General features: G+C 68.7%; 22 protein-coding genes and 1 pseudogene. 15 read left to right on the forward strand and 8 right to left on the reverse strand.

Translation table 11 applies throughout. From position 1 onward, the window contains the following. From ACFXGJ_RS15800 to ACFXGJ_RS15810, 3 genes and pseudogenes are all read left to right on the forward strand, one after another. Window positions 1-282 (forward strand): annotated as a pseudogene (locus ACFXGJ_RS15800) (hydroxylase); the annotation flags it as partial. Between the two features lie 17 nt (window positions 283-299). Beyond that, complete coding sequence (gene bphC / locus ACFXGJ_RS15805) at window positions 300-1,220, forward strand: biphenyl-2,3-diol 1,2-dioxygenase (RefSeq protein WP_378621573.1); 921 nt, start codon at window positions 300-302, stop codon at window positions 1,218-1,220. Window positions 1,221-1,361: 141 nt separating this feature from the next. Next, window positions 1,362-2,093 (forward strand): flavodoxin family protein, encoded by a 732-nt coding sequence (locus ACFXGJ_RS15810; RefSeq protein WP_378621575.1) that lies wholly within the window; start codon window positions 1,362-1,364, stop codon window positions 2,091-2,093. Window positions 2,094-2,126: 33 nt separating this feature from the next. On the opposite strand, the gene ACFXGJ_RS15815 is transcribed toward ACFXGJ_RS15810, so the two are convergent. Then, window positions 2,127-3,284 carry an alpha/beta hydrolase gene (locus ACFXGJ_RS15815; RefSeq protein ID WP_378621577.1) on the reverse strand — a complete coding sequence of 386 codons (1,158 nt, stop codon included), beginning with the start codon at window positions 3,282-3,284 and terminating at the stop codon, window positions 2,127-2,129. Window positions 3,285-3,450: 166 nt separating this feature from the next. Here ACFXGJ_RS15815 and ACFXGJ_RS15820 point away from each other — a divergent pair, with 166 nt between their 5' ends. Next, window positions 3,451-3,867: a VOC family protein gene (locus ACFXGJ_RS15820; RefSeq protein ID WP_378621582.1), complete on the forward strand. Its 417-nt coding sequence runs from the start codon at window positions 3,451-3,453 to the stop codon at window positions 3,865-3,867. A 51-nt stretch (window positions 3,868-3,918) separates the two neighbouring features. Here ACFXGJ_RS15820 and ACFXGJ_RS15825 read toward each other — a convergent pair whose 3' ends face one another. From ACFXGJ_RS15825 to ACFXGJ_RS15835, 3 genes are read right to left on the reverse strand one after another with little or no spacing between them, the layout of a single operon-like run. After that, the gene (locus ACFXGJ_RS15825; RefSeq protein WP_378621584.1) at window positions 3,919-4,710 is read right to left on the reverse strand and encodes an SDR family NAD(P)-dependent oxidoreductase; all 792 of its coding nucleotides are present in this window, start codon (window positions 4,708-4,710) and stop codon (window positions 3,919-3,921) included. A gap of 20 nt (window positions 4,711-4,730) precedes the next feature. Beyond that, on the reverse strand, window positions 4,731-4,958 hold the full coding sequence (locus ACFXGJ_RS15830) for a hypothetical protein (RefSeq protein WP_378621586.1): 228 nt from the start codon (window positions 4,956-4,958) through the stop codon (window positions 4,731-4,733). 1 nt (window position 4,959) lies between these two features. After that, on the reverse strand, window positions 4,960-6,123 hold the full coding sequence (locus tag ACFXGJ_RS15835) for a Rieske 2Fe-2S domain-containing protein (protein WP_378621588.1): 1,164 nt from the start codon (window positions 6,121-6,123) through the stop codon (window positions 4,960-4,962). 176 nt (window positions 6,124-6,299) lie between these two features. Here ACFXGJ_RS15835 and hsaA point away from each other — a divergent pair, with 176 nt between their 5' ends. Next, complete coding sequence (gene hsaA / locus ACFXGJ_RS15840) at window positions 6,300-7,466, forward strand: 3-hydroxy-9,10-secoandrosta-1,3,5(10)-triene-9,17-dione monooxygenase oxygenase subunit (RefSeq protein WP_378621590.1); 1,167 nt, start codon at window positions 6,300-6,302, stop codon at window positions 7,464-7,466. Between the two features lie 31 nt (window positions 7,467-7,497). On the opposite strand, the gene ACFXGJ_RS15845 is transcribed toward hsaA, so the two are convergent. Beyond that, entirely contained in the window at window positions 7,498-9,480 is a 1,983-nt protein-coding gene (locus tag ACFXGJ_RS15845; RefSeq protein ID WP_378621592.1) for an acyl-CoA dehydrogenase family protein, read from the reverse strand. A 139-nt stretch (window positions 9,481-9,619) separates the two neighbouring features. On the opposite strand from ACFXGJ_RS15845, the gene ACFXGJ_RS15850 reads away from it, so the two are divergent. The 8 genes from ACFXGJ_RS15850 (at window position 9,620) to ACFXGJ_RS15885 (ending at window position 18,692) form a co-directional block, all read left to right on the forward strand. Next, window positions 9,620-10,813 (forward strand): homogentisate 1,2-dioxygenase, encoded by a 1,194-nt coding sequence (locus ACFXGJ_RS15850; protein WP_378621594.1) that lies wholly within the window; start codon window positions 9,620-9,622, stop codon window positions 10,811-10,813. A 136-nt stretch (window positions 10,814-10,949) separates the two neighbouring features. Continuing rightward, a complete protein-coding gene (locus tag ACFXGJ_RS15855; RefSeq protein ID WP_378621596.1) occupies window positions 10,950-11,567 on the forward strand; it encodes a TetR family transcriptional regulator in 618 nt (205 codons plus the stop codon). A 135-nt stretch (window positions 11,568-11,702) separates the two neighbouring features. Then, a complete protein-coding gene (locus tag ACFXGJ_RS15860) occupies window positions 11,703-12,866 on the forward strand; it encodes a steroid 3-ketoacyl-CoA thiolase (RefSeq protein ID WP_378621598.1) in 1,164 nt (387 codons plus the stop codon). 32 nt (window positions 12,867-12,898) lie between these two features. Beyond that, on the forward strand, window positions 12,899-15,085 hold the full coding sequence (locus ACFXGJ_RS15865) for an acyl-CoA dehydrogenase (RefSeq protein WP_378621600.1): 2,187 nt from the start codon (window positions 12,899-12,901) through the stop codon (window positions 15,083-15,085). Window positions 15,086-15,093: 8 nt separating this feature from the next. Continuing rightward, entirely contained in the window at window positions 15,094-16,302 is a 1,209-nt protein-coding gene (locus ACFXGJ_RS15870; protein WP_378621602.1) for a lipid-transfer protein, read from the forward strand. Window positions 16,303-16,305: 3 nt separating this feature from the next. Beyond that, window positions 16,306-17,175 carry a MaoC/PaaZ C-terminal domain-containing protein gene (locus ACFXGJ_RS15875; protein ID WP_378621604.1) on the forward strand — a complete coding sequence of 290 codons (870 nt, stop codon included), beginning with the start codon at window positions 16,306-16,308 and terminating at the stop codon, window positions 17,173-17,175. Next, window positions 17,172-17,822, forward strand: coding sequence for a PaaI family thioesterase (locus ACFXGJ_RS15880; protein ID WP_378621607.1), 651 nt, complete (start codon window positions 17,172-17,174; stop codon window positions 17,820-17,822). Before ACFXGJ_RS15875 ends, ACFXGJ_RS15880 begins: the two co-directional genes overlap by 4 nt. An 81-nt stretch (window positions 17,823-17,903) precedes the next feature. Continuing rightward, complete coding sequence (locus ACFXGJ_RS15885; RefSeq protein WP_378621609.1) at window positions 17,904-18,692, forward strand: SDR family NAD(P)-dependent oxidoreductase; 789 nt, start codon at window positions 17,904-17,906, stop codon at window positions 18,690-18,692. Window positions 18,693-18,704: 12 nt separating this feature from the next. On the opposite strand, the gene ACFXGJ_RS15890 is transcribed toward ACFXGJ_RS15885, so the two are convergent. The 3 genes from ACFXGJ_RS15890 to ACFXGJ_RS15900 form a co-directional block, all read right to left on the reverse strand. Continuing rightward, entirely contained in the window at window positions 18,705-19,976 is a 1,272-nt protein-coding gene (locus ACFXGJ_RS15890) for a serine hydrolase domain-containing protein (protein WP_378621612.1), read from the reverse strand. A gap of 173 nt (window positions 19,977-20,149) precedes the next feature. Further along, window positions 20,150-20,530: an SHOCT domain-containing protein gene (locus ACFXGJ_RS15895; RefSeq protein ID WP_378621614.1), complete on the reverse strand. Its 381-nt coding sequence runs from the start codon at window positions 20,528-20,530 to the stop codon at window positions 20,150-20,152. A 99-nt stretch (window positions 20,531-20,629) separates the two neighbouring features. Beyond that, on the reverse strand, window positions 20,630-23,398 hold the full coding sequence (locus tag ACFXGJ_RS15900; protein ID WP_378621620.1) for an FAD-binding and (Fe-S)-binding domain-containing protein: 2,769 nt from the start codon (window positions 23,396-23,398) through the stop codon (window positions 20,630-20,632). 265 nt (window positions 23,399-23,663) lie between these two features. Between ACFXGJ_RS15900 and ACFXGJ_RS15905 the strand changes: the two genes are divergently transcribed. Next, on the forward strand, window positions 23,664-24,092 hold the full coding sequence (locus tag ACFXGJ_RS15905) for a hypothetical protein (protein WP_378621616.1): 429 nt from the start codon (window positions 23,664-23,666) through the stop codon (window positions 24,090-24,092). Window positions 24,093-24,385: 293 nt separating this feature from the next. Further along, the gene (locus ACFXGJ_RS15910; RefSeq protein ID WP_378621618.1) at window positions 24,386-24,832 is read left to right on the forward strand and encodes a hypothetical protein; all 447 of its coding nucleotides are present in this window, start codon (window positions 24,386-24,388) and stop codon (window positions 24,830-24,832) included. Window positions 24,833-24,883 lie beyond the last annotated feature (51 nt).

Consider the following 24,883-nt stretch of genomic DNA (forward strand, 5'->3'; position numbering starts at 1 on the left):
TGGGACAAGACCGAGAAGGGTCAGGAGATCTCCTTCGAGGAGCGGGCGATCGGCCGTCGCACCCAGACCGCCGCGGCGTGGCGGGCGGTGCGGGCGGTGGACGAGATCTTCGCGCGGTCCGGTGGCGGGGCCCTGCACTACAAGTTTCCGATGCAGCGTTTCTTCCGGGACGCGCACGCCGGCATCGTCCATGCCATTCACGTGCCCGGCTCGATCTTCCACTCGTCGGCACTGACGCAGCTCGGTGGTGAGCCGCAGGGCATCCACCGCTCGATGATCTAAAGGGGTTGATGGAGAACATGTCTGACATCCGGTCACTCGGATATCTCGAGGTCCAGACGCAGGACGTCGCGCGCTGGCGCGAGCTGGTGGTCGACGGTCTCGGTATGGCGGTCGGCTCCGGTCCGGAGGCGGACGGTCTGTACCTGCGGATCGACGAGCGACGCTCGCGGCTGAAGGTCCTGCCGGGTCCGGTGGACAAGGTGCTGGCCGTCGGCTGGGAGGTGCGCGACCAGTTCGGGCTGCGGGCCGTGCGCGAGCAGCTCGAGAAGGCGGGCGTCGAGGTCCGTGAGCTCTCCCAGGAGGAGGCGGACCACCGCAGCGTCGAGCGGGCGATCACGTTCGTCGATCCCGCCGGCACGACCGTCGAGGTGTTCTTCGGGCCGGTGCTCGACCACAGTCCGGTGGTGACCCCGCACGGCGGTCGATTCGTCACCGGCGGCTCGGGTCTCGGGCACGTGGTGCTCCCGACACCGTTCTTCCAGGAGACCTACGACTTCTACACCGAGGTGCTCGGATTCCTGCCCCGCGGTGCGATCCGGCTCGGCGGACCGGACGCCCCCGGCCCCGCCCGCCGGGTGCGGTTCCTCGGCGTCAACCAGCGGCACCACAGCCTGGCGATCTGCCCGGCGCCGCCCACCGAGGCACCGGGAATGGTGCACCTGATGATGGAGGTCGACACCCTCGACGCCGTCGGTCAGGCGCTCGACCGCGTGAACAAGCTCGGGTTCTCGATCTCCTCGACCCTGGGCCGGCACACGAACGACAAGATGGTCTCGTTCTACGTCCGCGCACCCGGCGGCTGGGATCTCGAGTTCGGCACCGAGGGCATGCTCGTCGACGAGAGCCACTTCACCGCGGAGGAGATCACCGCGGACAGCTACTGGGGACACGACTGGTCCGGCAGCGAGCCCCTCGCGGCTTTCACCCCGAAGGCGTAGCCCCGCCGGGATCGAGCAAAAGCCGAACGCGGCGGTCGCACACGATGCGGCCGCCGCGTTCCGCATTTTGCCGGGGCCTACTCACACGCGGTCCGCTCGCATATCGTGGACTGTCAGGATCCACCGTTCGGGAGGAGTCTGATGTCCAGTCCGTCGATGCCGGACGAGGAGCCCCGTTTCGACGGGCTGCTCGCGGTGTACGTGAACTGCACGCTGAAACGCTCGCCGGAGCGCAGTAATACGCAGGGGCTGATCGACCGCAGCGTCGGGCTGATGCGGGAAGCCGGGGTGGCGGTCGACCAGATCCGTGCGGTCGATCACGACATCGCGACCGGGGTGTACCCGGACATGACCGAGCACGGTTGGCCCACCGACGAGTGGCCGAGACTGTTCGAGCGCATCCTCGCGGCCGACATCCTGGTACTGGCGGGCCCGATCTGGCTCGGCGACAACAGTTCCGTGATGAAGCGGGTGATCGAGCGGCTCTACGGTTGCTCGTCGATCCTCAACGACAAGGGGCAGTACGCCTTCTACGGGCGGGTCGGGGGGTGCCTGATCACCGGCAACGAAGACGGCGTCAAGCACTGCGCGATGAACGTCCTCTACAGCCTGCAGCACCTGGGGTACACCATTCCGCCGCAGGCCGACGCCGGATGGATCGGTGAGGCGGGCCCGGGCCCGTCCTATCTGGACGAGGGGTCCGGCGGGCCGGAGAACGACTTCACCAACCGCAACACCACCTTCATGACCTACAACCTCATGCATGTGGCGTCGATGATCAAGCGCGCCGGGGGAATTCCGGCTTTCGCGAACCAGAGGTCGCTGTGGGACGCGGGGTGCCGTCCGGACTTCGCGAATCCCGACTACCGGTAGCCCACCGACCGGCGGTCCGGTGGATCCGGTGCGTCAGGCGAGCCCGAGCGAGCGCTCGAGGGTCGGCCAGGCCTTGGGCAGCTGGTCCACCCAGTACACCCAGGCATGGGTACCCCGCGATTCGAAGTCGAACGTGGCCGGAATGCCAAGGGCCCCGAGTCGGGACTGGAATCTGTGGGTGCAGGCGTTCGCCGCGGCCTCGATGGATCCTCCCACCAGCACCCGGTCGGCGTAGTCGGGCATGCCCGGTGTCTCGTAGCGGCCGGGAAGCCCCGATGCCACCGAGACATAGATGTCCTTGCCGCGCAGCGCTTCCGCGTTACGGAGCGAGTCGTGCGCGGCCCAGCCGGGTCCGCCGACCGAACCCCAGAGGTTGGCCGGGTCGCCACCCCTCGACGACACCGTCGCCTGCACGCTGAGCCGCCCCACGTCGTCCGTGGTGGAGTAGCAGCCGCTGAACACCGCGATGCCGCGGAACATCTCGGGGTGCCGGTGCGCGAGCATCATCGCGCCCTGCGCCCCCATCGAGGCGCCCAGCAGCGACTTGACGCCGTTGGTCTTCAGGCGCGCGTCCAGCAGGGGTGGTAGTTCCCGGGTGACGAACGTTTCCCACTTGTGCAGGCCGACACCCGGATCGATCCGGTCCCAGTCGGTGTACATGCCGGACACGCCGCCGTTGATCATCACGACGTTGACGTTCTTGTCCGCGAAGAACTGCTGAGCGCCGCCGCAGCAGACCCAACCGCTGGAGTCCTCCCCGGCGTCGACGCCCTCGAGCGCGTAGATCGACGGCCGGGGCGCGGAGTTGTCCTTCGGCAGAAGAACTTCCACCCCGACCTCGCGACGCAGTGCGGGTGAGGCCACCGTGAAGCGGATGAACTGCTCGGACTTGTGCTGTTCGCCGACGATGGCCGCGGTGGTGATGTCGTCGCGGAGCGCGGGCAGCGGCGGATGCTCGTTCTGCAGCGGACCCGGGATGGTCGATCCGGCGCTGACACTGCCCCCGTCGGAACTGGCGCCTCCGCTGCCGGTGGCCAGACTCCCGCTCGCGCTGCCGGAGCTGCCGGCGTCGGGTGCGGCCGTCGCCACACCGCCGGTCGGCAGGGTGATGAGCGAGGCGAGCGCAATGCCGACGACACCGGCCCGGAAACCGCGCCGCCGCGCCCGTCGTCGCGAGTAGGCATCGTGCATCGGTCGGTCCCCCCCATTTCGTGAACAGAGCGAACTGAAAGTACACCGGAACCGGACATAAGGGTGGGTAACCGGCATGGCAACCGGAGGCCGCCACTTGCGAACCCGGCCGCGAAACGGTAGTTCTGGGAACAGCGTCGCGTGCCGATGACGGACTGCGTCAGGCATGGAGGCGTCGGACCGCAAGGGGTTTTCCTTGACCATCTCGTTCAACCACACCATCGTCGCTGCGAAGGACAAGCAGCATTCGGCGTACTTCTTCACCTGGCTCTTCGGGCTCCCGGACCCGGTTCCGGCAGGTCACTTCCTCGCCGTCCAGCTCGACAACGGAGTCACCCTGGACTTCGCTGAGCCCCCGCCGCATCTCGAGGTCCAACCGCAGCACTACGCGTTCCTCGTCTCCGAGGACGACTTCGACAGCATCTACGGGCGAATCTGCGAGATCGGCATGGAGCACTGGGCCGACCCGCGGCAGTCGGCGCACGGGATCAACACGAACGACGGCGGCCGGGGGACCTACTTCCTCGACCCGGCCGGGCACTATCTCGAGATCATCACGCGGCCGTACGGCTCGGGTCGATAGCGACGCGGCCGTGGTCGCGACCCACTCGGTTCCGACCACGGCCGTACCGAGCTACGCGCGGCCCATGAGCTTCCGGAGTCCGTCTGCGGCGGCCTGAACCAGCTTGTCGCGCGGGAACCCGGCGCGCTTGACGACGGCGGGGTAGTTGCCGCCCGCGACCCACACCGGACCCTCGGCGAGATGCTCGAGGCCCTCGCGTGCGACGTCCTCGGGCTCCGCGACCAGCATGCCCGGAACGTCGAAGTTCAGCCCGGCCCGGGACATCGCCGGGGTGCGGGTGACGCCGAGCACCAGCTCGAGCACGTGGACGCCGAACGGCTTCAGCTCGAGCCACAGTCCTTCTGCGAACACGCGGCTGAAGGCCTTCGATGCCGAGTAGATGCTCTGCTGCTCGGCGCCCATGTAGCCGGACATCGAGCCGAGCAGCATGATGCCGCCCCGGCCGCGGTCCTTCATTTTCGCGCCGAAGTGGTGTGACAGGTGCAGCTGCGAGGTGACGTTCAGGTCGATCACGCCCTGCACCCTCTCCAGGTCGCTCGTCACGAACTCGTGCCCGTACGAGTTGGCGCCGGCGTTGAAGATGAGCAGGCCCACCTCGACGTCGTCGGTGACCTTGCGGATCCGGTCGAGTGCATCGGGCACGAGCAGGTCGAGCGACAGGGTCCGGACCTCGACGCCGCGGGCACGGACCTTCTCGGCGGTCTCCTCGAGCGGGCCCGGCTTGCGCGCGATCAGCACGAGGTTCAGCCCGGCAGCGGCGAGCTCGTCCGCGAAGGCGGATCCGACGCCCTCGGATCCGCCCGCGATGACGGCCCAGGGTCCGTACTGGTCCTTGTCGATCATTTCTCTCCTTGACGGGTCTGCTAGTTGTCGGGGACGTCGACGCGTCCCTCGAGTACGGCCTGGGTGATCGAATCCTGCAGCGCACCACAGACTCTCACGTCCACGGTCCGGGCACGGGAGGGCGTGCCCTCCCGGAACTCGGCACACGAGGACTCGGAGTCCACCGTCCACTGGATCGAGGTGTGGTGGTAGCTGTTCTTCTCCACCAGGACCCGGTTCCCGCATCGGGTGCAGTCGACGGGCTGCATGTCAGGCCGGCTGTACGGCGGCGGCAACGGCGGCCTTCGCGGCGATGTTCGCGTCGACCTCCCGGCGCCACGCCTCGTTGGCCTTGGTGGTGTCCATCTCGAACTCGAACCGATCGGTCATCGCCGGGTCGATGTCCGCGACGTCCACGTAGAACTGCTCGTACCAGCGGCGGAGCTGATAGACCGGCCCGTCCTCTTCGCAGAGCAGGGGGTTCTCGATCCGGGTCTTGTTCCGCCAGATCGCGACGTCCTGCTCGAAGCCGGTGGCGATGAAGTGGGTCATGCCCTTGGCCATGGACTCCGCCTCGCGAGCCGGGAGCTGGTCGGTCTTCTTGACCATCACGCCGTACATCAGCACGAACTTGTCGGGCGTGATCGGGTAGTGGCAGTTGATCAGGATCGACTCGACGTCGAACGAGTCGTAGCGGTAGATCAGCTCGTCGATCATGAAGGACGGGCCGTGGTACGCGGCCGTCGAGTCGCTGCCGAGCAGTTTCGGCTGCGTCGGGTCGTTCGACGGCGGCCGGATGTCCTCACGGGCCAGACCCTCGAAGTACTGAATGGCGGTGTGGCCTTCGAAGATGTTCTTGAACCGGGTGGGGAACGAGAAGTGCACGTAGAAGAAGTGCGCCATGTCGACCACATTGTCCACGATCTCGCGGCAGTTGGTGTCGATGACGATGGAGTTCCAGACCCAGTCGGTCCACTCCGTGCCCGGCTCGTGCATCAGCGGAATCGTCACGTCGGCCGGCGGAGGGTTGCCCTCCGGGTCGTTCCACACGAACAGCAGCCCATCCTGCTCCAGGGTGGTCCAGGCGCGGGTACGGGCCAGCGGGGGGACGCGCCGCGCGTACGGGATGGCGGTGCACTTGCCCTTGCCGCCCCAGCGCCAGTCGTGGAACGGGCAGGCGACCGAGTCGCCCTTGACGGTGCCCTGGCTCAGGTCGCCGCCCATGTGCCGGCAGTACGAGTCGAGGGTGTTCAGCTTGCCCTCGCTGTCCTCGAACACCACCAGCTTGGTGCCGAACGCCTCGATACCGTGGGGCTTGCCGTCGCGGAAGTCCGCGGCGAGGCCGAGGCAGTGCCATCCGCGCGCGAACCTCTCCGGTGCGGCGCCGGCATCGATCACGCGAACTTCTTCGTCTGCGGACTGCGTGCTGGTCACGGTTCATCCATCCCTTCGAACGACGCCACCCGCGGCGGCGACGGCTGTGATGATCAGTTCTCCCGAAGCTAGTGAGCCCGGTTCGCCGGAAACTTCGTCGATCTCACTGGCCGGGACCGGCTGACCAGCCACATCCGTCGTCGACCTGCCACTGCGCCGCAACTAGCATCGGACGCATGGAGAACCAGGATCTCGAGCGGGTGTTGGAGCTGCTCCCCGCCGTCGCGAAGCGGGCACGGGAAACCGAGGAGGCCCGCCGGGTGCCGGCGGAGACGATCCGGGCGCTGACCGATGCCGGCGTCTTCCGGATGCTCCAGCCCGCGCGCCACGGCGGCACCGAAACAGACCCCGTCCGCTTCTACGAGGCCGTGCGGGCGATCTCCGGAGCCTGCGGGTCCACCGGGTGGGTCGCGTCGGTGCTGGGCGTACACCCCTGGCACGTCGCCCTCTTCGACGATCGGGCGCAAGCGGAGGTGTGGGGCCCGGATCCCGACACCCTGATCAGTTCGTCGTACGCGCCGCTCGGGACGATGACGCGCGTCACGGGTGGATACGAGGTCTCGGGGGCGTGGCGGTTCTCCTCCGGTGTCGACCACGCCGGATGGGCGCTGCTCGGCGGCATGCTCGTGGCCGACGACGGGAAGCGCCTCGACACCACCACCATGCTGGTGCCCCGCTCGGACTTCGAGATCCGCGACGTCTGGGACTCCGTCGGCCTGCGCGGCACCGGAAGCAATGAGATCGTCGTCGAACGCGCCTTCGTGCCCGATCACCGCGTCATGCGCAATTTCGAGTTCTCGCAGCTGCGCGGCCCGGGTCAGGCCGTGAACACCGGTCCGCTGTACCGGATTCCGTTCGCGACGGTGTTCACCTTCGCGATCGCGGCGCCGGTGCTCGGTGTGGTGTCCGGTTGCTACGAGACCTACCTGGCCTCGATGCGGGACCGGGTCCGGCTGAGCCTGGGCGGCGGCAGATTCGCCGACGACCAGTTCGCGCAGGTGACGGTCGGCCGGGCGTCGTCGGAGATCGACGCGTCCATCCTGCAGATGGATCGCAACCTGCGTGCCCTGATGGCTGCGGCGGCGTCGGGCCGGGAGATTCCGATGCAGCTTCGACTGCGGGCGCGCCGCGACCAGGTGCTCGGTACCGAACGCGCGCTCGACGCCATCGACAAGCTGTTCAAGACGGCGGGCGGTCAGTCCCTCGACCGCGGCAACCCGATCGAGCGGGCCTGGCGGGACGCGCACGCGGGCGGGGTGCACGTCGCCAACGAGACGGAGCGCGCCCTCGCCCTGTACGGGCGCGGGGCGTTCGGCCTGCCGATCGAGGACAACATGGTCTGACCCGGTGCCGAGGCGCCAGGTCGGCCCGGCATCACGTCGGCGGGCCCGCCTCCGCGACGTCTGCGGTCGGCGCAGCGGCGAACCGTCGGGCAAGGTTCGGCTCCGCCGACTGCCCCGGCGACCACTGCGCGATCCACGGCCCGGTGCCCTCGCTCGGGTCGATCACCCCGGCCTCGAGCCAGGTGTAGCGACCGTCGAGCACCGCCTCGGTGAGGGTGTGGTCGACCTCGTCCGAGTTGTCCCAGAGGGCCGCGAAGAGCCGGTCGATCCGCAGCCGCGACTGGAGGCAGAAGGCATCGGCCAACTCGTACGATGCGGCGCCCGTGCCCGCCGGCGCGACTCCGGATTCCCCCTCGGCGCGCTGCATCGCCGCGCGCACGCAGCTGGCCGACATCGCGAACAGCTCGGCACCGATGTCCACGATTCGGCCCAGGAACACCTGGTGCTTCTCCATCCCGGCTTGCCAGCGGGCCATGCCGTAGAAGGTGGACCGGGCGAGTTTGCGGGAGTTGCGCTCGACGAAGCGCAGATGCGTTGCGAGCGAGCCGAACTCGTCGAACGAGTGGGGAAGCTGGCCCTTGCCCGCGACGAGATGCGGAAGCCACTTGGCGTAGAAGCCGCTGGCGCCGAGGGCGGCCTTGGCCTTGTGCTGCAGGTCCGACCTGGGGTCGGCGAGGTCGCCGGCCGCCGACAGGTGTGCGTCGACCGCCTCGCGGGCCACGAGCAGCCGCATGATCTCGCTCGACCCCTCGAAGATCCGGTTGATCCGGAGGTCCCGCAGCAGCTGCTCGACCGGCACCGCCCGCTCACCGCGCGCGGCCAGTGAGGCGGCGGTCTCGTAGCCGCGGCCGCCGCGGATCTGGACCAGCTCGTCCGCGATCTGGCAGGCCATCTCGCTGGCCCACAGTTTTGCGAGCGCCGCCTCGATGCGAATGTCGTTGCGGCCCTCGTCGGCCATCTGCCCGGACAGTTCCAGGACCGACTCCAACGCGAACGTGGTCGCGGCGACGAACGAGATCTTCGCGGCGACCGCGCCGTGATGTCCGACGGGCTTGCCCCACTGGACGCGCTCGGCCGACCACTCGCGGGCGATCTTCAACGCCCACTTGCCCGCGGCCGTGCACATCGCGGGAATCGCGAGTCGACCCGCGTTGAGGGTGGTCAGCGCGATCTTGAGGCCGTCGCCCTCACGGCCGATCAGGTTCTCGGCCGGCACCCGGACCTGATGCATCCGGGTGACACCGTTCTCGATTCCGCGCAGGCCCATGAAGCTGTTGCGTCGCTCGACGGTGATGCCGGGGGAGTCCGCCTCCACCACGAAGGCGGAGATTCCGCCGCGGTGACCCTCGCTGCGCGGCACCCGCGCCATCACCACGAGCAGTTCGGCGACGACGCCGTTCGTGGTCCACAGCTTGACGCCGTCGAGTTCGTAGGCGGCGCCGTCCTCGACGGGTGTCGCGGTCGAGGCCATTCGCGCCGGGTCCGACCCGACGTCCGGCTCGGTGAGCAGAAACGCCGAGATGGCGCCCTTGGCGCAGCGCGGCAGGAACTTCTCCTTCTGGGCTGGCGTGCCCGCCAGCTTGAGCGGTTCCGGTACCCCGATGGACTGGTGGGCGGACAGCAGCGCGCCGACACTCGGATGCACCGACGACACCAGCATCAGCGCGCGGTTGTACGCGACCTGGGACAGGCCGAGCCCGCCGTACTGCGGCGGCACCTTGAGGCCGAAGCAGCCGAGTTCGGTCAATCCCGCGACGTACTCGTCCGGAATGCGGGAGTCCCGCTCGATCACCGCGCCGTCGAGGCTCGCGCAGTACCGCTCGAGCCTCGCCAGGAACGCGGCGGTCTTGGCCGCCTCGTCCGGGGCGGGCCGGGGGAAGGGGTGGACCAGGTCGAGCCGGAATCGGCCGAGGAAGAGTTCCTTGGCGAAGGAGGGCTTGTCCCAGCCGCTCTCGCGGGCCTCTTCGGCAACCGCTCGCGCCTGTTCCTCCGTGACCTGGGCCGGTGCAACCATGATCCGCCTCCTGGAAGGACGATCGAAGAACCTACTGGCGAGTATTCCCCTCGGTCGGGGTTTCCGAAACCCCGCCGGTCTTCCCGACACGCCGCGAACCGGCGTTCAATGAGGGCAGCACCGACACCGGAGGTGGGCGATGACCTTCTATCGGCGAGTGGGCAGCGTCCCGCCGAAACGGCACACGCAGCACCGCGACGAGGACGGCCGGCTCTACTACGAGGAGCTGATGGGGGAGGAGGGGTTCAGTTCCGACTCGTCGCTGCTCTACCACCGGCACATCCCGACCGCGATCGTGGACGCGACGGTCTGGGACCTGCCGGATCAGACGCTCGCCCCCAACCATCCGCTGGTCCCCCGGCACCTGCGCCTGCACGACCTCCCGCACGACGACGTCCGGACGGATGCGGTCACCGGTCGCAGGCTGCTGCTCGGCAACGCCGACGTCCGACTGTCCTATGTGGTGGCCGCGGAGGAATCGCCGCTGTACCGCAACGCGATCGGAGACGAGCTGGTCTATCTCGAGTCCGGCGAGGCCCGGATCGAGACCGTCTTCGGTCCGCTCGAGGCGAGGGCGGGGGACTATGTGCTGATCCCGATGTCCACGACGCACCTGTGGATCCCGGCCGGTTCGGAACCGTTGCGCGCGTTCGTGATCGAGGCCACCGGGCACATCGCTCCGCCGAAGCGGTACCTGTCCCGGTACGGGCAGCTGCTCGAGCACGCCCCGTACTGCGAGCGAGACCTGCACGGTCCCGACGACCTCCTCGCGGCCGCCGAACCCGAGGTGGAGGTCCTGGTGCGGCACCGCACCGAAGCCGGGGTGGTCGGCACCCGAATGGTGTACCAGCAGCATCCCTTCGACGTGGTCGGCTGGGACGGCTGCCTGTATCCGTACACCTTCAACATCGCCGACTTCGAGCCGATCACCGGCCGCGTGCATCAGCCGCCGCCGGCCCACCAGGTGTTCGAGGGTGCCGGCTTCGTGGTCTGCAACTTCGTGCCGCGCAAGGTGGACTACCACCGGTTGTCGATCCCGGTTCCGTACTACCACTCCAATGTCGACTCGGACGAGGTCATCTTCTACGTCGCCGGCGACTACGAGGCGCGCAAGGGGTCCGGTATCGGCCCCGGCTCGGTGTCGGTCCACCCCGGCGGGTGCGCGCACGGACCCCAGCCGGGCGCCTACGAGCGCAGCATCGGCGTCGAGTTCTTCGACGAACTCGCCGTCATGGTCGACACCTTCCGCCCGCTCGGCCTCGGCGAAGGCGCGCTGGCCTGCGAGGACCACGGATACGCCTGGACCTGGTCGGGCCGGGGGCCGGCGCGGTGAGTGGCGTGTCGCCGCTGCGCCGGGGGGTGGCGGTCACGCTTCGCTCTCACTGACCGGAACTGGTCTCCGGCGGACATCGGCGGATGCCAGAATTTAGGCTCAGTTCGATCGAAGTAGAAGAAGTGGGGGACCGAAGATGCCGAGACTTGCCGAGGTACGCGACGCGGCCGAGCCGAGTTCGGTGGAACAGCGCGCACGCTACGGCCGGATCTTGAAGGTCGCCGCGCACCTGGGTGCGGAGAAGGAACTCGAGCGAGTCCAGATGCAGGAGGTCGCGAAGCTCGCCGGTGTCGCCATCGGAACCCTGTACCGCTACTTCCCGTCGAAGACCCACCTGTTCGTCGCGGTCATGGTCGACCAGATCCAGCGCATGGGTGACCAGCTGTCCCGGCGGTCACGCAGGTCGACATCGCCGGCGGACGCCGTGTACGACGCGTTGCTGCAGGCCGCTCGTGCGTTGCTGCGGAGCCCGCTGCTGGCAACCGCGATGATCCAGTCCGCCGCGACGTCCAACGCGGCGACGATCCCCGACGTCGCGAAGATCGACCAGCAGTTCGACAAGCTCTTGCTGGACGCGGCCGGCATCGAGGAGCCGACGCTCCGCGACGTGACGGTGCTCCGGCTGGTGGTGGCGTTGTGGTTCGGGCTGATCCAGTCCGCGCTCAACAGCCGCACCTCGATCCCGGAGATCGAGTCCGACCTGCGCGTCGCCTGCGATCTGCTGCTCGCCGACCTGTCGGGCACGCCGGTCTGACCGAACCTCCCCTCGGCTGCCCCGCTTCGCCGGGCTGATCGTCGCACCGCTCCCGCTGGGTGGGACGGGCGGCTGATCGCACCCCGCGCGAAAATAGAATACGTTTCAGAAACCGTATTCGTCAGGGGAGTGAGCATGAGCAACGTCGTCATCGTCGAGGCCGCACGGACGCCGATCGGCCGTCGCCGCGGCCAGCTGGCCGGGGTGCACCCCGCGGTCCTGCTCGGTGCCGCCCAGAAGGCCGTCCTCGATCGCACCGGACTGCCCGCCGACGAGGTCGGTCAGCTCGTCGGCGGTGCCGTCACCCAGGCCGGCGAGCAGTCCAACAACGTCACCCGCCAGGCCTGGCTGCACGCCGGGCTGCCGTTCTCGACCGCCGCAACCACGATCGACTGCGCGTGCGGCTCCTCGCAGCAGGCCGTGCACATGGTCGCCGGGCTGATCGCCTCCGGACAGATCGACGCCGGTATCGGCTGTGGTGTCGAGGTGATGAGCCGGGTATTTCTCGGCCAGGCCAACGCGCCCGGCACCGGCAACCCTTACCCGGACGACTGGACCATCGACATGGGCGACCAGTTCACCTCCGCCGAGCGGATCGCAGCCAAACGCGGCATCAAGCGCGGTGACGTCGACGCCCTCGGCCTCGAGTCGCAGCGCCGGGCCGCGCAGGCATGGGCCGAGGGGCGGTTCGACCGCGAGATCGTGCCGGTGCAGGCGCCGGTCGTCACCAAGGAAGGCGAGCCCACCGGCGACATCGCGACCGTGACCCGCGACGGCGGCCTGCGCGAGACCACCGCCGAGGGGCTGGCGGGCCTGAAGCCGGTGGTCGAGGGCGGCATCCACACCGCGGGCAACTCCTCGCAGGTCAGCGACGGCGCCGCCGCGGTGCTCCTGATGAGCGAGGAGAAGGCCCGCGAGGCCGGCCTGCGCCCGCGCGCTCGGATCCTCGCGTCCACCCTGGTCGGGTCCGACCCGTACTACCACCTCGACGGTCCGATCGAGTCCACGCGGGCCGTGCTCGGCCGCACCGGCATGTCGCTGGCGGACATCGACCTCGTCGAGATCAACGAGGCGTTCGCCTCGGTCGTGCTGTCGTGGGCGCAGGTGCTCGAGGCCGACATGAGCAAGGTCAACGTCAACGGTGGCGCGATCGCGCTCGGCCACCCGGTCGGGTCCACCGGATCGCGGCTGATCACCAGCGCGCTGCACGAACTCGAGCGCTCCGACCGCTCGACCGCGCTCATCACCATGTGTGCCGGTGGCGCACTCTCGACCGCCACGATCATCGAGCGCATCTGACATAGAATTCCATCTACTTCTGAGGACTGTTCATGACTATTGGATTGAGCGACGAGGACCGCGAGCTTCGCGACTCCGTGCGCGGCTGGGCGGCCCGCCACGCGACCCCGGCCGTGATCCGCGCGGCCGTCGAGTCCAAGGCCGAGGTGCGCCCGACCTACTGGGGCTCGCTCGCCGAGCTCGGGATGCTGGGTCTGCACCTTCCCGAGGAGGTGGGAGGCGCCGGCTACGGCATCGTCGAGCTGGCCATCGTCACCGAGGAGCTCGGCCGGGCGATGGTTCCCGGACCGTTCCTGCCGACCGCTGTAGTCTCGACCGTTCTCCACGAGGCCGGTCGCACAGCGACGCTGCCCGGACTGGCGGACGGCACGGTGCTCGGTGCGGTCTCGCTGCTGCCCGGCGGCCTGAAGATCGTCCGCGGCGGCGGCAAGGTCACGCTGTCCGGAACATCCAGCCACATCCTCGGCGGCCAGGTGGGCGACGTGTTCCTCCTCGCCGCCGACGACGCTGGACAGCTCGCGTTCGTAGTGGTCGACCGGGATCGGCTCGATGTCGACGAGCTGCCGAGCCATGACGTGGTTCGCCGCAACGCCGAGGTCACCGTCGACGGTCTCGAGCTGGCGGACGGGGACGTGCTGGGGCTGGATTCGCAGCGCGTCCTGGACATCGCCGCGACCTTGTTCGCTGCCGAGTCGGCCGGTCTCGCGGACTGGGCCACCACCACGGCGGCCGACTACGCCCGCGTGCGTCAGCAGTTCGGTCGCGTGATCGGCCAGTACCAGGGCGTCAAGCACAAGGCCGCCCGCATGTTCAGCCTCACCGAGCAGGCCCGGGTCACCGCGTGGGACGCCGCGCGCGCGATGGGCGAGGACGTGAGCGCGGACGAGGCGTCGCTCGCGGCCGCGGTTGCCGGGTCGGTGGCGCTCGAATCGGCGTTCCAGGTCACCAAGGACTGCATCCAGGTCCTCGGCGGCATCGGTTTCACGTGGGAGCACGACGCCCACCTGTACCTGCGTCGCGCGCAGTCGCTGCGAATCCTGCTGGGTTCCACGGCGTCCTGGAAGCGTCGGGTCGCGAACCTCACGCTCGAGGGCGTGCGCCGCGTCCTGAGCGTCGACCTGCCGCCGGAAGCTGAGCAGATCCGTGCCGATGTGCGCGCCGAGCTGATCCCAGCCGCGTCGATGGCGGGCGCGGAGCAGAAGGCGTATCTGGCCGAGAAGGGTTACACCTCATCCCATCTGCCGGCACCGTGGGGCAAGGGCGCGGATGCCGTGACGCAGCTGGTCATCGCCGAGGAACTGCGGGCGTCGAAGCTGGAGCCGCACGACATGATCATCGGCAACTGGGTGGTACCCACCCTGATCGCGCACGGCAACGCCGAGCAGATCGAACGGTTCGTCCCGCAGTCGCTGCGCGGCGACTTGGTGTGGTGCCAGCTGTTCTCCGAGCCCGGCGCGGGCTCCGACCTCGCGGGTCTGTCCACGAAGGCCACCAAGGTCGAGGGCGGCTGGAAGCTGAACGGCCAGAAGGTGTGGACCTCGATGGCGCGCGAGGCGGACTGGGGCATCTGCCTGGCGCGGACCGACGGCGACGTGCCCAAGCACAAGGGCCTGTCGTACTTCCTGATCGACATCCGCGGCAGCGGGCTCGACATCCGACCGCTGCGCGAGATCACCGGCGAGGCCCTGTTCAACGAGGTGTTCTTCGACGATGTCTTCGTCCCGGACGAGTGCCTGGTCGGCGAGCCCGGCGACGGCTGGAAGCTGGCCCGCACCACGCTCGCCAACGAGCGCGTTTCGCTCTCCCACGACTCCTCCCTCGGTTCCGGCGGCGAAGCCCTGCTCGGCCTGGCGTCCGAGATCCCCGGCGGCCTGGACGACGAGCAGCTCACCGTCCTCGGAAAGGTGTTGTGCGACGCGCAGTCCGGGGGACTGATGGGCCTGCGCACGACGCTTCGTTCGCTCACCGGCGTGCAGCCCGGTGCCGAGTCCTCGATCGCCAAGCTGCTCGGTGTCGAGCACATCCAGCAGGTGTGGGAGGTCGCCATGGACTGGGCAGGTCCGCGCTCACTGCTCGGCGAGCAGCATCGCCGGTCTGCCACCCAGATGTTCCTGAACTCACAGTGCATGTCCATCGCAGGTGGTACGACCAATGTGCAGTTGAACATCATCGGCGAGCGGATCCTCGGTCTGCCGCGCGATCCTGAACCCGGAAAGTGACCTCTCACATGAGCAATCGCACCTTCGTCGTCGGCGTGGGCATGACCAAGTTCGAGAAGATCGAGTCCCGCGACTGGGAGTACCCCGACATGGTGTCCGAGGCGGTGGGCGCCGCCCTCGCCGACGCCGGGATCTCCTACGACCAGGTGCAGCGCGCCGCGGTCGGCTACGTCTTCCAGCCGTCGTGCGGCGGCCAGCGGGCGCTGTACGAGACGGGGCTGACCGGCATCCCGATCGTCAACGTCCACAACAACTGCGCCACCGGTTCCAATGCGCTCATGATGGCGCGCGAGTGGGTGCAGGGCGGCATCGTCGACGTCGCCCTCGCGGTGGGCTTCGAGAAGATGACCAAGAAGTCGCTCGTCGGCGACGGCACGCTGCCGAAGGTCACCACGCTCGACAACCACCTGAAGATCATGACGGCCAAGCACGAATGGGGCCACGGCCCCATGACGGCACAGCTGTTCGGCAATGCAGCCCTCGAGCACATGGAGCGCTACGGCACCACCGCCGAGCAGATCGCAGCCGTCGCGGTCAAGAACCACAAGCACTCGGTGAACAACCCGTACGCGCAATTCCGCGACGAATACACGCTGGCGCAGGTGCTGGACGACAAGATGATCCACGCGCCGCTCACCCGCTCGCAGTGCTCGCCCACCTCCGACGGTGCGGGCGCCGCGGTCGTCGTCAGCGAGCGGTTCGTGCGCGAGCACGGCCTCGAGGACCAGGCGATCGAGATCGTCGCGCAGGCCCTCACCACCGACACTGCGGAGGCGTTCGCGGACAAGTCGATGATCGACGTCGTCGGTGCTCCGATGACAAAGGCTGCCGCCGAGCAGGTGTTCGCCGAGTCGGGCCTGACGATCGAGGACGTCGACGTAATCGAGTTGCACGACTGCTTCGCGATCAACGAGATCATCACGTACGAGGGCCTGGGCCTGTGTGGTCCGGGCGAGGGCGGCAAGCTCGTCGAGTCCGGTGCCACCACGTACGGCGGCCAGTGGGTCGTCAACCCGTCCGGCGGCCTGATCTCGAAGGGCCACCCGCTCGGTGCCACCGGTCTGGCGCAGTGCGCCGAACTGACGTGGCAACTGCGTGGCAAGGCCGATGCCCGCCAGGTCGACGGAGCTCGCGTCGGCCTCCAGCACAATCTCGGTCTGGGCGGTGCGTGCGTCGTCACGCTCTACCAGGCCGGCACCCTTTTCCAGGAGTCGTAACCGATGATCGATGTCAATGCCGCACTGGCAGCCGAACCGACCGTGCGCGAGGCCAATTGGACCGAGCGTGATGTCCTGCTGTACCACCTCGGTCTCGGGGCGGGAGTGAACTCGCTGGACCCGGCGGAGCTCGTCTGGGCGTACGAGAAGGGCCTGCGGGTCCTGCCCACGTTCGCGATGGTGGCGGGCCAGGGCGTCTCGGCGGGTGCCCTGAGGCCGGCCGGGATGAACCTGCCCGGCATTGACATCGATCTGCGCAGGATTCTGCACGGCGGGCAATCGCTGACCCTGCACGCGCCCATCCCGACCACCGGATCCGCGCGGATCTCCTCGCGCGTCGCCGACGTGTGGGACAAGGGCAAGGCCGCGGTCATCGTGCTCGAGCAGTCCGCGACGGACCTCGACGGAAACCCGTTGTGGACCACCGGGATGCAGATCTGGGCGCGCGGCGAGGGCGGTTTCGGCGGCGACGCCGGACCGGATCTCACCGGTTCGGTTCCCGAGCGGGAAGCCGACAAGGTCCTGGTCTCACCGACCGGCGCCCAGCAGGCGCTCGTGTACCGCCTCAGCGGGGACATGAACCCGCTGCATGCGGACCCCTCGTTCGCGCAGGCGGCCGGGTTCGACCGGCCGATCCTGCACGGCCTGGCGTCGTACGGAGTGGTGTGCAAGGCCGTCGTCGACGGCATGCTCGGCGGCGATCCGGCACGGGTGGGTAACTTCTCGGTGCGGTTCGCGGGGTCGATCTACCCGGGTGAGACGATCGAGACCTCCGTCTGGCAGGACGGGGACCGGCTGACGCTGCTTGCGACGTGTCCAGAGCGTGACGGTCAGCCGGTGCTGACCCACGCGAGCATGGAGGTTCGCTCTTGAAACTCGGTGACCACCCGACTGCCCACACCCATCCGCATCGCACGGTGTTGACGTCCGCGCCGCAGGACGCGCCGGTGGACCGCGCGACCGCGGCTGCCCGTCGCGTGATCGACGCGATGCTGCGAACCGACCGCAGCAACGCGAACCTCGACCGTGTGGCCGAGGAACTGAACAGCATCGCCGACCATCTCGAGGAGCACGCCCCCGAGGTGGCCGAGCGGATGATCGACATGTGGAGCGGTGAGGGCGTCACCCGGCACGACCCGATCACCGGTCCGGAGAACGCTATCGCACCGCCGCTCGTCCTCGAGGGTCTCGAGGACGGCTCGGTGCAGGGCGTGGTCACGCTGACGCTGCCGTACCAGGGGCCGCCCGGGTGCGTGCACGGCGGCGTCTCGTCGCTGATCCTCGACCATGTGCTCGGGGTCGCGAACGCGTGGGGTGGCAAGGCCGGCATGACCGCACAGCTCAACGTTCGGTACCACAAGCCGACCCCGCTGTTCGAGCCGCTGACGATCACCGGCAAGCAGGTGTCGGTGGAGGGACGCAAGATTCACACCGTCGGCGACATCAAGAACGCCGCCGGAGAGGTGTGCGTGTCGGTGGAGGGCCTGTTCATCGATGCGGCGGTGCCGCGCCCGCGGTAGCCGTCTGCCCGGCCGAAGGGTCCCTTGGTGCGGGGTCCGCGTGTGAAGGGACCCTTCAGTCCTGTCTGGAGAGGATTCACCATGGGAAAGCTCGACGAGAGGGTTGCGATCGTCACCGGCGCCGGAATGGGCATCGGTCGGGGCGTCGCGGGCGCATTCGCGCGTGAGGGTGCGAACGTGCTGGTGGCCGAGATCGACCGGGCTGCAGGTGAATCGACCGCTCGGTGGCTGCGGGAGGAGTGGGGTGTCAATGCCGAGTTCCTGCAGACCGACATCACCGACAAGGAGCAGGTGCATGACATGGTCGACGGTGCGGTGGACCGGTTCGGCCGCCTCGACATCCTCGTCAACAATGCTTGGCGCAGTACGGGATTCGCTCGGTTCGAAAGCATGACGGACGAGCAGTTGCGCGGCGGATTCGACATGGCCGTGATGGCCGCGTTCTGGGCTATGCAGCGGGCTCTGCCCGAGCTGGCGAAGCGGGGCACCGGAAGGGTGATCAACCTCTGCTCGCTCAACGGTGTGAACGCGCACATGTACTCGGTGCACTACAACGCCGCCAAGGAGGCGCTGCGGTCGCTCACCCGTACGGCGGCGCGTGAGTGGGCCCCGAAGCAGGTGTGCTGCAACGTGATCTGCCCAGGTGCGCAGAGCGAGGCGTATCGGCGGGTGAAGGAGGCCAACCCGCAGATGGCGGCGTCGATGGCCGAGGCCAACCCGATGCGCCGGATCGGCGATCCGCTCGACGACATCGGCCCGGTAGCTGTGTTCCTGGCGAGCGGCGACTCGCGCTACGTCACCGGCAACACGCTCTTCGTCGACGGCGGTGGACACATCAACGGTGTCCAGTGGGCGCCGGAGGTGGACTGAGCGGACCGCTGCTCAGCCCGGGATCGGGCTGTCCGGCGCCAGGGCCTTGCTCAGCGTCGACAGGATCGCCGCTCCGGCGTCCTCGACGTCGCCCTGGTCGTCGAACCCGGCGGGCTGGTAGCTGGTGACGACGGCGATCGCGAGTTTGCTCGCCGGCAGGTACCCGACGATCGCCCCGCTGCCGGCGTACATCTTGTTTCCGGTGATCCACGGACCCTGCAGCACGACCGCCAGCCCGAACGAGTGCTCGGAGGTGTTCTCGGCGCAGGCGGCGCAGTCGGGTGCCTTGTGGCCGAAGCCGACCAGGTTCGGATCGACCTGCGCGCGGTGCGACTCCGGGGAGAGCAGCGTGCCCTCCCCGACCGCCTGGATCGAGGTGGTGAGGTCGGTGACATCGCTTGTCTGCGATGCGCCCTCGGGCGTGGTCCAGGACGGATTCCAGAAGGTCGACTCCTCGTAGAACGGCTTGTCGGGTGGGACGCCGAGCGTGGTGCGGCGTTCGGAGCTGAAGGTGTGGAGCACCGGTTCGGGAATCTGTGGGGTGTCGGAACCGTGGGTGTTCCGCAGCCCCATCGGCCCGAATATGTACTCGCTCATCAACTCGCCCAGCGGCTTGCCGCCGACCTTCGCCAGTACCTTGCCGAGGATCGCGTAGTTGGTGTGGGCGTAGGCCCAGTTCGTTCCGGGCGGAAATGTCGGCGGGGCGGACGTGCCGATCGTGATCAGTTCGTCGGTCGTCCACTGGCGGAACGGGTTCAGGTAGATGCCGTCGGTGACCGCGGGCTGGTACACGTAGTCGGCGTACCCGGACGTGGAGTTCGCGAGCATCTTGATCGTCACGGCACTCGCCTGGGGAAGGTCCGGCAGGTACTTCGAGAGCGGGTCGTCCATGTCGATCTTCTTCTGGTCGACGAACTGGAGCAGCATCGTCGTGAGGTAGGTGTAGGCGACGAAGCCGTTGCGCACCTGCATGTCGGTCGTGGCGGGGACGCCGGTCATCGATTCGCCCAGCGCGCCGGTGTAGGTGTCCTGCCCGTCGGTGGTCACCCGCACGATCAGCGACTTCAGGTTGTACTTCGACATCGCGTCCCGGGCAATGGTCTCGATCTGCCCGCGCTCGGGCCCTGCGGCGGTCGACGAACCGACCGCGTCGTTCGTCGTCGCCCCCGAACATGCGGCGACCATTGTCGCGAGAACGGTGGCGAGCACGACCGGTAGCGCCCGGCGGCGATGCAGACGGTGGGGAGTCGGGCTGCGCAAGCCTGCCCTGCGTCCGATCAGCACGATCCGTCCTCCAAACCCGGCGTGCTGCCGCTCAGTGGAGTGATCACTCTCGATCGACGCTAACAGCGCCGACGGCGGGCCGGATCACTATTGGGCGTCCGGCCCGCCGCGGGCTATGTGCCCGCAACGGGAATTCCCGCGCTCACCGGACCGGCGAGCCGTTGCGCACCGGATCAGGCCAGCGCCTTGGCCTTCAGCTGATCGAACTCGGCCTGGGAAATGGTTCCGGCGTCGAGCAGGGCCTTGGCGTCGGCGATCTGGCCGGCCCCGGACTGGCCCGCGACCTCGCGGATGTAGGCGTCGGCGGCCTGCTTCGCTTCGAGGTTGGATGCCCGGTTGCGCTCGGCGATCCCGCGTCCACGGGTGAGCAGGTAGACGAATGCCGTCACATACGGCAACAGGATCAGGCCGATGATCCACAGGATGCGGGCGACGGCCGACATCGCGTGATCGCGGAACAGGTCGGTGAGGATCTGGAAGAGGATCAGCAGGTAGGCGACGAATGCGAAGACGACGAGCGTGTACCACAGCAGATCCCAGATCGAATCCAGCACGGAGACTTCCCCTTACTATCGGCGTCCCGGGTCCGGGACGTGTCCTCAGACAATAGCCAGCAACTTCGGTCGGGTCGTCGATCGGTCACCCCGGCGGGACTATCCGTTCGCGAGCAGTTGCGCCAGATGCACGCTGTCACGGCCCGCGAGCTGCGCCGCCTGGGTGCGGCAGGAGAAGCCGTCGGCCAGCAGGAGAGCCCCCGGCGGAGCCTGTGCGAGTGCGGGCAGCAGCTCGGTCTCGGCGACCGCCACGGAGATCTCGTAGTGTCCGCGTTCCATGCCGAAATTCCCGGCCAGGCCGCAGCATCCGGCGAGTTGACGGATATGCGCGCCGGCACGCTCGAGTAGCGCCCGGTCCGCCGCGAAGCCCAGCACGGCGTGCTGATGGCAGTGCGGCTGGACTATCAGATCCACCCCGTCCAGCCTGGGGGGAGACCACGGCGTCCCGTCGGGACCGACTGTTGCGGTGAGAATTTCGGCCAACGTGTGCGTGGAGGCCGCGGTGAGCCTGGACCGCGGATCGTCGGGGAGCAGTTCGAGCAGATCCGAACGCAGGACCGCCGTGCACGACGGTTCGAGTCCCACGATCCGCCGGCCGGCCTCCAGGTGCGGCTGCAACTGATCGAGAGTGGCGGTGAGTTGCTTTCGGGCGCCGTCCAATTGACCGGTACTGATCCAGGTCAGGCCGCAGCACGCGCGTCGCTCGGTAACCAACACCTGGTACCCGGCCTGCTCGAGGACGGTCACGGCTGCCCGGGCCACCTCGGGCGAGAAGGCGTCGGTGAAGGTGTCGATCCACAGCAGCACTTCGGACTCGCCGCGGGTGGCCGCTGCCGGGCGTTGCCGCCACCACTGCCGGAACCCTTGCGCCGCAACGGCCGGAACGTCGCGTCGTGGGTCCAGGCCGGCCAGGCGCAGACCGGACCGCCGTAGCGGGCCGAAGGTGCTGGCGGCGTTGGTGATCCGCGGTGCGAGCGTGGCCAGCCTGGCCCACCGGGGTAGCCGACCGAGCGTGTAGTGGCTCAGTGGACGCACACGCCCGCGATACTTCCGGTAGAGCGCCTCCGACTTGTAGGTCGCCATGTCGACCCCCGCCGGGCAGTCCGAGGCGCAGGCCTTGCAGGACAGACACAGGTCCAGCGACTCGGCCAGTTCCGACGAGCGGAACCCGTCGGTGATCAGCGATCCGTTGACCACCTCCTGGAGTACCCGGGCGCGGCCGCGGGTGACGTCCTTCTCGTCGCGGGTCGCCAGGTAGGACGGGCACATGAAGCCGCCGGCGGAGGTGGTGTCGGCGCGGCACTTGCCGATGCCGACGCACCGGTGCACGGCCACCGAGAGGTCGCCCCCGTCGTGGCTGAGCGCGTGACCGCCCGCCCACGGGACGCGGTGGGCGGCGGGGACCCGCAGATCCGCGTCCAGCGGCACCGGGTCGACGACGATTCCGGGGTTGAGGGTGCCGTCCGGGTCGAAGAGCGCCTTGAAGGCCGCGAAACACGACAGTGCGTCGGGGGAGTACATCAGCGGCAACAGTTCGGAGCGGGCACGACCGTCGCCGTGCTCGCCCGACATCGAGCCGCCGTGGCTCGCGACGAGAGCGGCGGCGTCCAGGAGGAACGCGCGGAAGCGCTGCGGTGCGCGGTCGAACGGAAAGTCGAGGCGCACGTGTACACAACCGTCGCCGAAGTGCCCGTACAGCAGCCCGTCGACGTCGTGCTCGCGGGTGAGGTCCTCGAACGCGCGCAGGTAGCTCCCGAGTCGATGCTGGGGGACGGCCGCGTCCTCCCAGCCAGGCCAGGCGGGTCGGCCGCCGCGGGTCCGCCCGGACAGTCCCACCCCGTCCGCCCGGATGCGCCAGAGGGCGGCCGATTCCGGGCCGGTGGGCACGACTCGGTAGTCCATCGCGCCCGAACGCCGGCACAGTTCCGTCGCGGCTGCGACGGCCTCGGTGGCGGAGTCTGCCGGTATCTCGACGAACAGCCAGCCCCCGCCGCGTGGCAGGTCGGGGACGGCGCCCGCGCCTTTGTGGCGTCGCACCACGTCGACCAGCCGCGCGTCGATGCCCTCGACGGCGAGCGGGGCGGCGGCCAGCAGTGCGGGCACGTCGTCGGCTGCGGTCGGCATGTCCGGGTAGCCGAGGACGACGAGGGTGGTCGCGGCCGGGATCGGGACGAGATCGACGGTTGCGTCGAGGATCAGGCCGCAGGAACCCTCGGTGCCGACGAACGCCTTCGCCAGCTGCCTGCCGTGTTCGGGGAGTAGCCGGTCGAGCGCGAAGCCCGAGGCCTGGCGGTCGAATCGGCCGAGTTCGGTGCGCAGGGTGGCGAGGTTGGCGGTGACGAACGCGTCCAGTCCGGGCACCACGTCGAGTCCGGAGGCGAGGGTGCGCTCTGTCCCGGAGCCGTCGAGGATTCGGACCTCGCGCACGTTGTCGGCGGTGCGCCCCCAGGCGACCGCGCGGGGACCGCAGGCGTTGTTGCCGAGCATGCCGCCGAGGGTGCAGCGGTCCTGGGTGGAGGGGTCCGGCCCGAAGCGGAGGCCGTGCGCGGAGGCCGCCCGCTGCAGGGACCCGAGCACGACGCCCGGTTGGACGTGCGCCGTGCGTGTGTCGGGGTCGAGTGCGACGATGCGGTTCAGGTGTCTGCCGAAATCGAGTACGAGGCCCGGACCGATTGCATTGCCCGCCACCGAGGTTCCGGCGCCGCGAGCGGTCACCGGAAGGTCGTGCTCGCGCGCGATCGACAGCGTCGCAGCGACGTCCTCGTCGGTGCGCGGAAAGACCACCGCTCCGGGCACCACCCGGTAGTTGGAGGCGTCGGAGGAGTACTCGGCCCGGCGGCGGGGGGCGTCGTCGACTTCGCCCGCCATGCACGCGCGCAGCGCCGCAATGGCGGACGACTCGGCCTGGGAGCTGGGCACGTCACTGATACTACGGCTGTCGGGCGGCAACGAACACTGTCGTCGAGGTGTTAGCCCTGGTTGCATCGAACTCTATTGTTAGACAGTAAGACTGGACACTTCGCTCCGATTCTCGCGAAAGCCGACCTCGGTCGAGCGAGCCGTGCATGATGTCAGCTGCCCTGCCTCCTCATGCTCCATGGAAGCACGCCACTCGGAGAGAAATGGACACTCTGTGAAGTCATCCCGAAAGAGCATTGCCCGCGTCGGTTCCGTCGTCGGATTCGCCGCCCTGGCCTTGCTCGCCAATCCTGGGCTCAGTTCTGCAACGGTGACCGGTTACGCCAAGGCATCGTGGTTGCCGGACCGCACCATCACGATGGAGCTCACCGGTGTCAGTTCTCCGACCCTGGTGGGATGCCATGTCGACGTGGTCGAGTTCATGGGACGCTATTCGCACCGTGGCGAGGTGGTGCTGACCGGGGGGTCGGGCACGTACACCTCGCCGGTGCTCAACACGGACTGGTCGTACAACGTCAACGCGACCTGCGTCGATGCAGACGGTGCGATGGTCCTCCCCTCCAGCCCGGACACCCGGCAGATGGGTTCTGTCGAGGAGGCCACTGTGTATGGGAAGTCCTTCCTCTCCCTGTTCGGCAGCTGATCACCCCGCGTCGGGCGCCGCTGTCGCGTGGTCCGGCGGCGTCCGGCGTGATCATCCGCCCGTCGGACCGCCGCGCCGCGGACGGGTGTCGTGAGGCCTGCGAACGGTCGACTGATCAATGGTTGTGTTAGACAGAACAATTAGACGATTCGGTCCGGATTTCTCGAAGGCCGGATGGTGTGGCGCGAGGCATGCATGATGGCTGCTGGCATGCGCGTCCGCGCACCGTCCCGCGAAAACCATCCCCCGAGAAATGGACCCCCGTGTTGAGATCCCGCAAGAGCATTGCCCGCATGAGCGCCGTCGCCGGTTTCGCCGCCCTGGCGCTTCTCGCGAACCCGGCAATCGGTTCAGCCGTCGTCACGGGCACCGCCGCCGTGACCGCCGCCGACAACGTGATCACCGTCAGCCTCTCCGGAGTGGGCTCGCCGACTCTGACCGGCTGCGCAGTCCAGGTGGCGGACGCCAGTGGCAACGGGGTCGCGGGCGGCTTCGTGCTCCTGTTCGGAAGTCCGGGCCATGGCGACTACGTCTCGCAGCGGCTGACGAACGGAACCTACGCCGTCTTCGTGTCGTGCCTCGACGGCGACGGACCGACCTCGCTCACGCCCGCCGGCGGAGTCCCGGTCACGCTGGACGCGGACCGGGAGCCCCCGAGCACCAGCATCGGCAGCGTGAAGTTCGAGGGCGGCAGCGTTCCTCTCGACGGCGGCAGCGTGGGGAAGATCTTCGGCAGCTGATCGGCAGACCGAGTCCGCTACCGCGCGGCCAGCCGCGACTGCAGTTCGACC

Source organism: Rhodococcus sp. NPDC059234, from assembly GCF_042754225.1.
GTDB lineage: Bacteria > Actinomycetota > Actinomycetes > Mycobacteriales > Mycobacteriaceae > Rhodococcus_G.

What these genes read in the sequence shown, in the direction of transcription:
- bphC (WP_378621573.1), top strand. Translation starts at nt 300, where the DNA reads ATGTCTGACATCCGGTCACTCGGATATCTCGAGGTCCAGACGCAGGAC.
- ACFXGJ_RS15810 (WP_378621575.1), top strand. Translation starts at nt 1,362, where the DNA reads ATGTCCAGTCCGTCGATGCCGGACGAGGAGCCCCGTTTCGACGGGCTG.
- ACFXGJ_RS15815 (WP_378621577.1), bottom strand. Translation starts at nt 3,284, where the DNA reads ATGCACGATGCCTACTCGCGACGACGGGCGCGGCGGCGCGGTTTCCGG.
- ACFXGJ_RS15820 (WP_378621582.1), top strand. Translation starts at nt 3,451, where the DNA reads ATGGAGGCGTCGGACCGCAAGGGGTTTTCCTTGACCATCTCGTTCAAC.
- ACFXGJ_RS15825 (WP_378621584.1), bottom strand. Translation starts at nt 4,710, where the DNA reads ATGATCGACAAGGACCAGTACGGACCCTGGGCCGTCATCGCGGGCGGA.
- ACFXGJ_RS15830 (WP_378621586.1), bottom strand. Translation starts at nt 4,958, where the DNA reads ATGCAGCCCGTCGACTGCACCCGATGCGGGAACCGGGTCCTGGTGGAG.
- hsaA (WP_378621590.1), top strand. Translation starts at nt 6,300, where the DNA reads ATGGAGAACCAGGATCTCGAGCGGGTGTTGGAGCTGCTCCCCGCCGTC.
- ACFXGJ_RS15845 (WP_378621592.1), bottom strand. Translation starts at nt 9,480, where the DNA reads ATGGTTGCACCGGCCCAGGTCACGGAGGAACAGGCGCGAGCGGTTGCC.
- ACFXGJ_RS15850 (WP_378621594.1), top strand. Translation starts at nt 9,620, where the DNA reads ATGACCTTCTATCGGCGAGTGGGCAGCGTCCCGCCGAAACGGCACACG.
- ACFXGJ_RS15855 (WP_378621596.1), top strand. Translation starts at nt 10,950, where the DNA reads ATGCCGAGACTTGCCGAGGTACGCGACGCGGCCGAGCCGAGTTCGGTG.
- ACFXGJ_RS15860 (WP_378621598.1), top strand. Translation starts at nt 11,703, where the DNA reads ATGAGCAACGTCGTCATCGTCGAGGCCGCACGGACGCCGATCGGCCGT.
- ACFXGJ_RS15865 (WP_378621600.1), top strand. Translation starts at nt 12,899, where the DNA reads ATGACTATTGGATTGAGCGACGAGGACCGCGAGCTTCGCGACTCCGTG.
- ACFXGJ_RS15870 (WP_378621602.1), top strand. Translation starts at nt 15,094, where the DNA reads ATGAGCAATCGCACCTTCGTCGTCGGCGTGGGCATGACCAAGTTCGAG.
- ACFXGJ_RS15875 (WP_378621604.1), top strand. Translation starts at nt 16,306, where the DNA reads ATGATCGATGTCAATGCCGCACTGGCAGCCGAACCGACCGTGCGCGAG.
- ACFXGJ_RS15885 (WP_378621609.1), top strand. Translation starts at nt 17,904, where the DNA reads ATGGGAAAGCTCGACGAGAGGGTTGCGATCGTCACCGGCGCCGGAATG.
- ACFXGJ_RS15900 (WP_378621620.1), bottom strand. Translation starts at nt 23,398, where the DNA reads ATGGCGGGCGAAGTCGACGACGCCCCCCGCCGCCGGGCCGAGTACTCC.
- ACFXGJ_RS15910 (WP_378621618.1), top strand. Translation starts at nt 24,386, where the DNA reads ATGAGCGCCGTCGCCGGTTTCGCCGCCCTGGCGCTTCTCGCGAACCCG.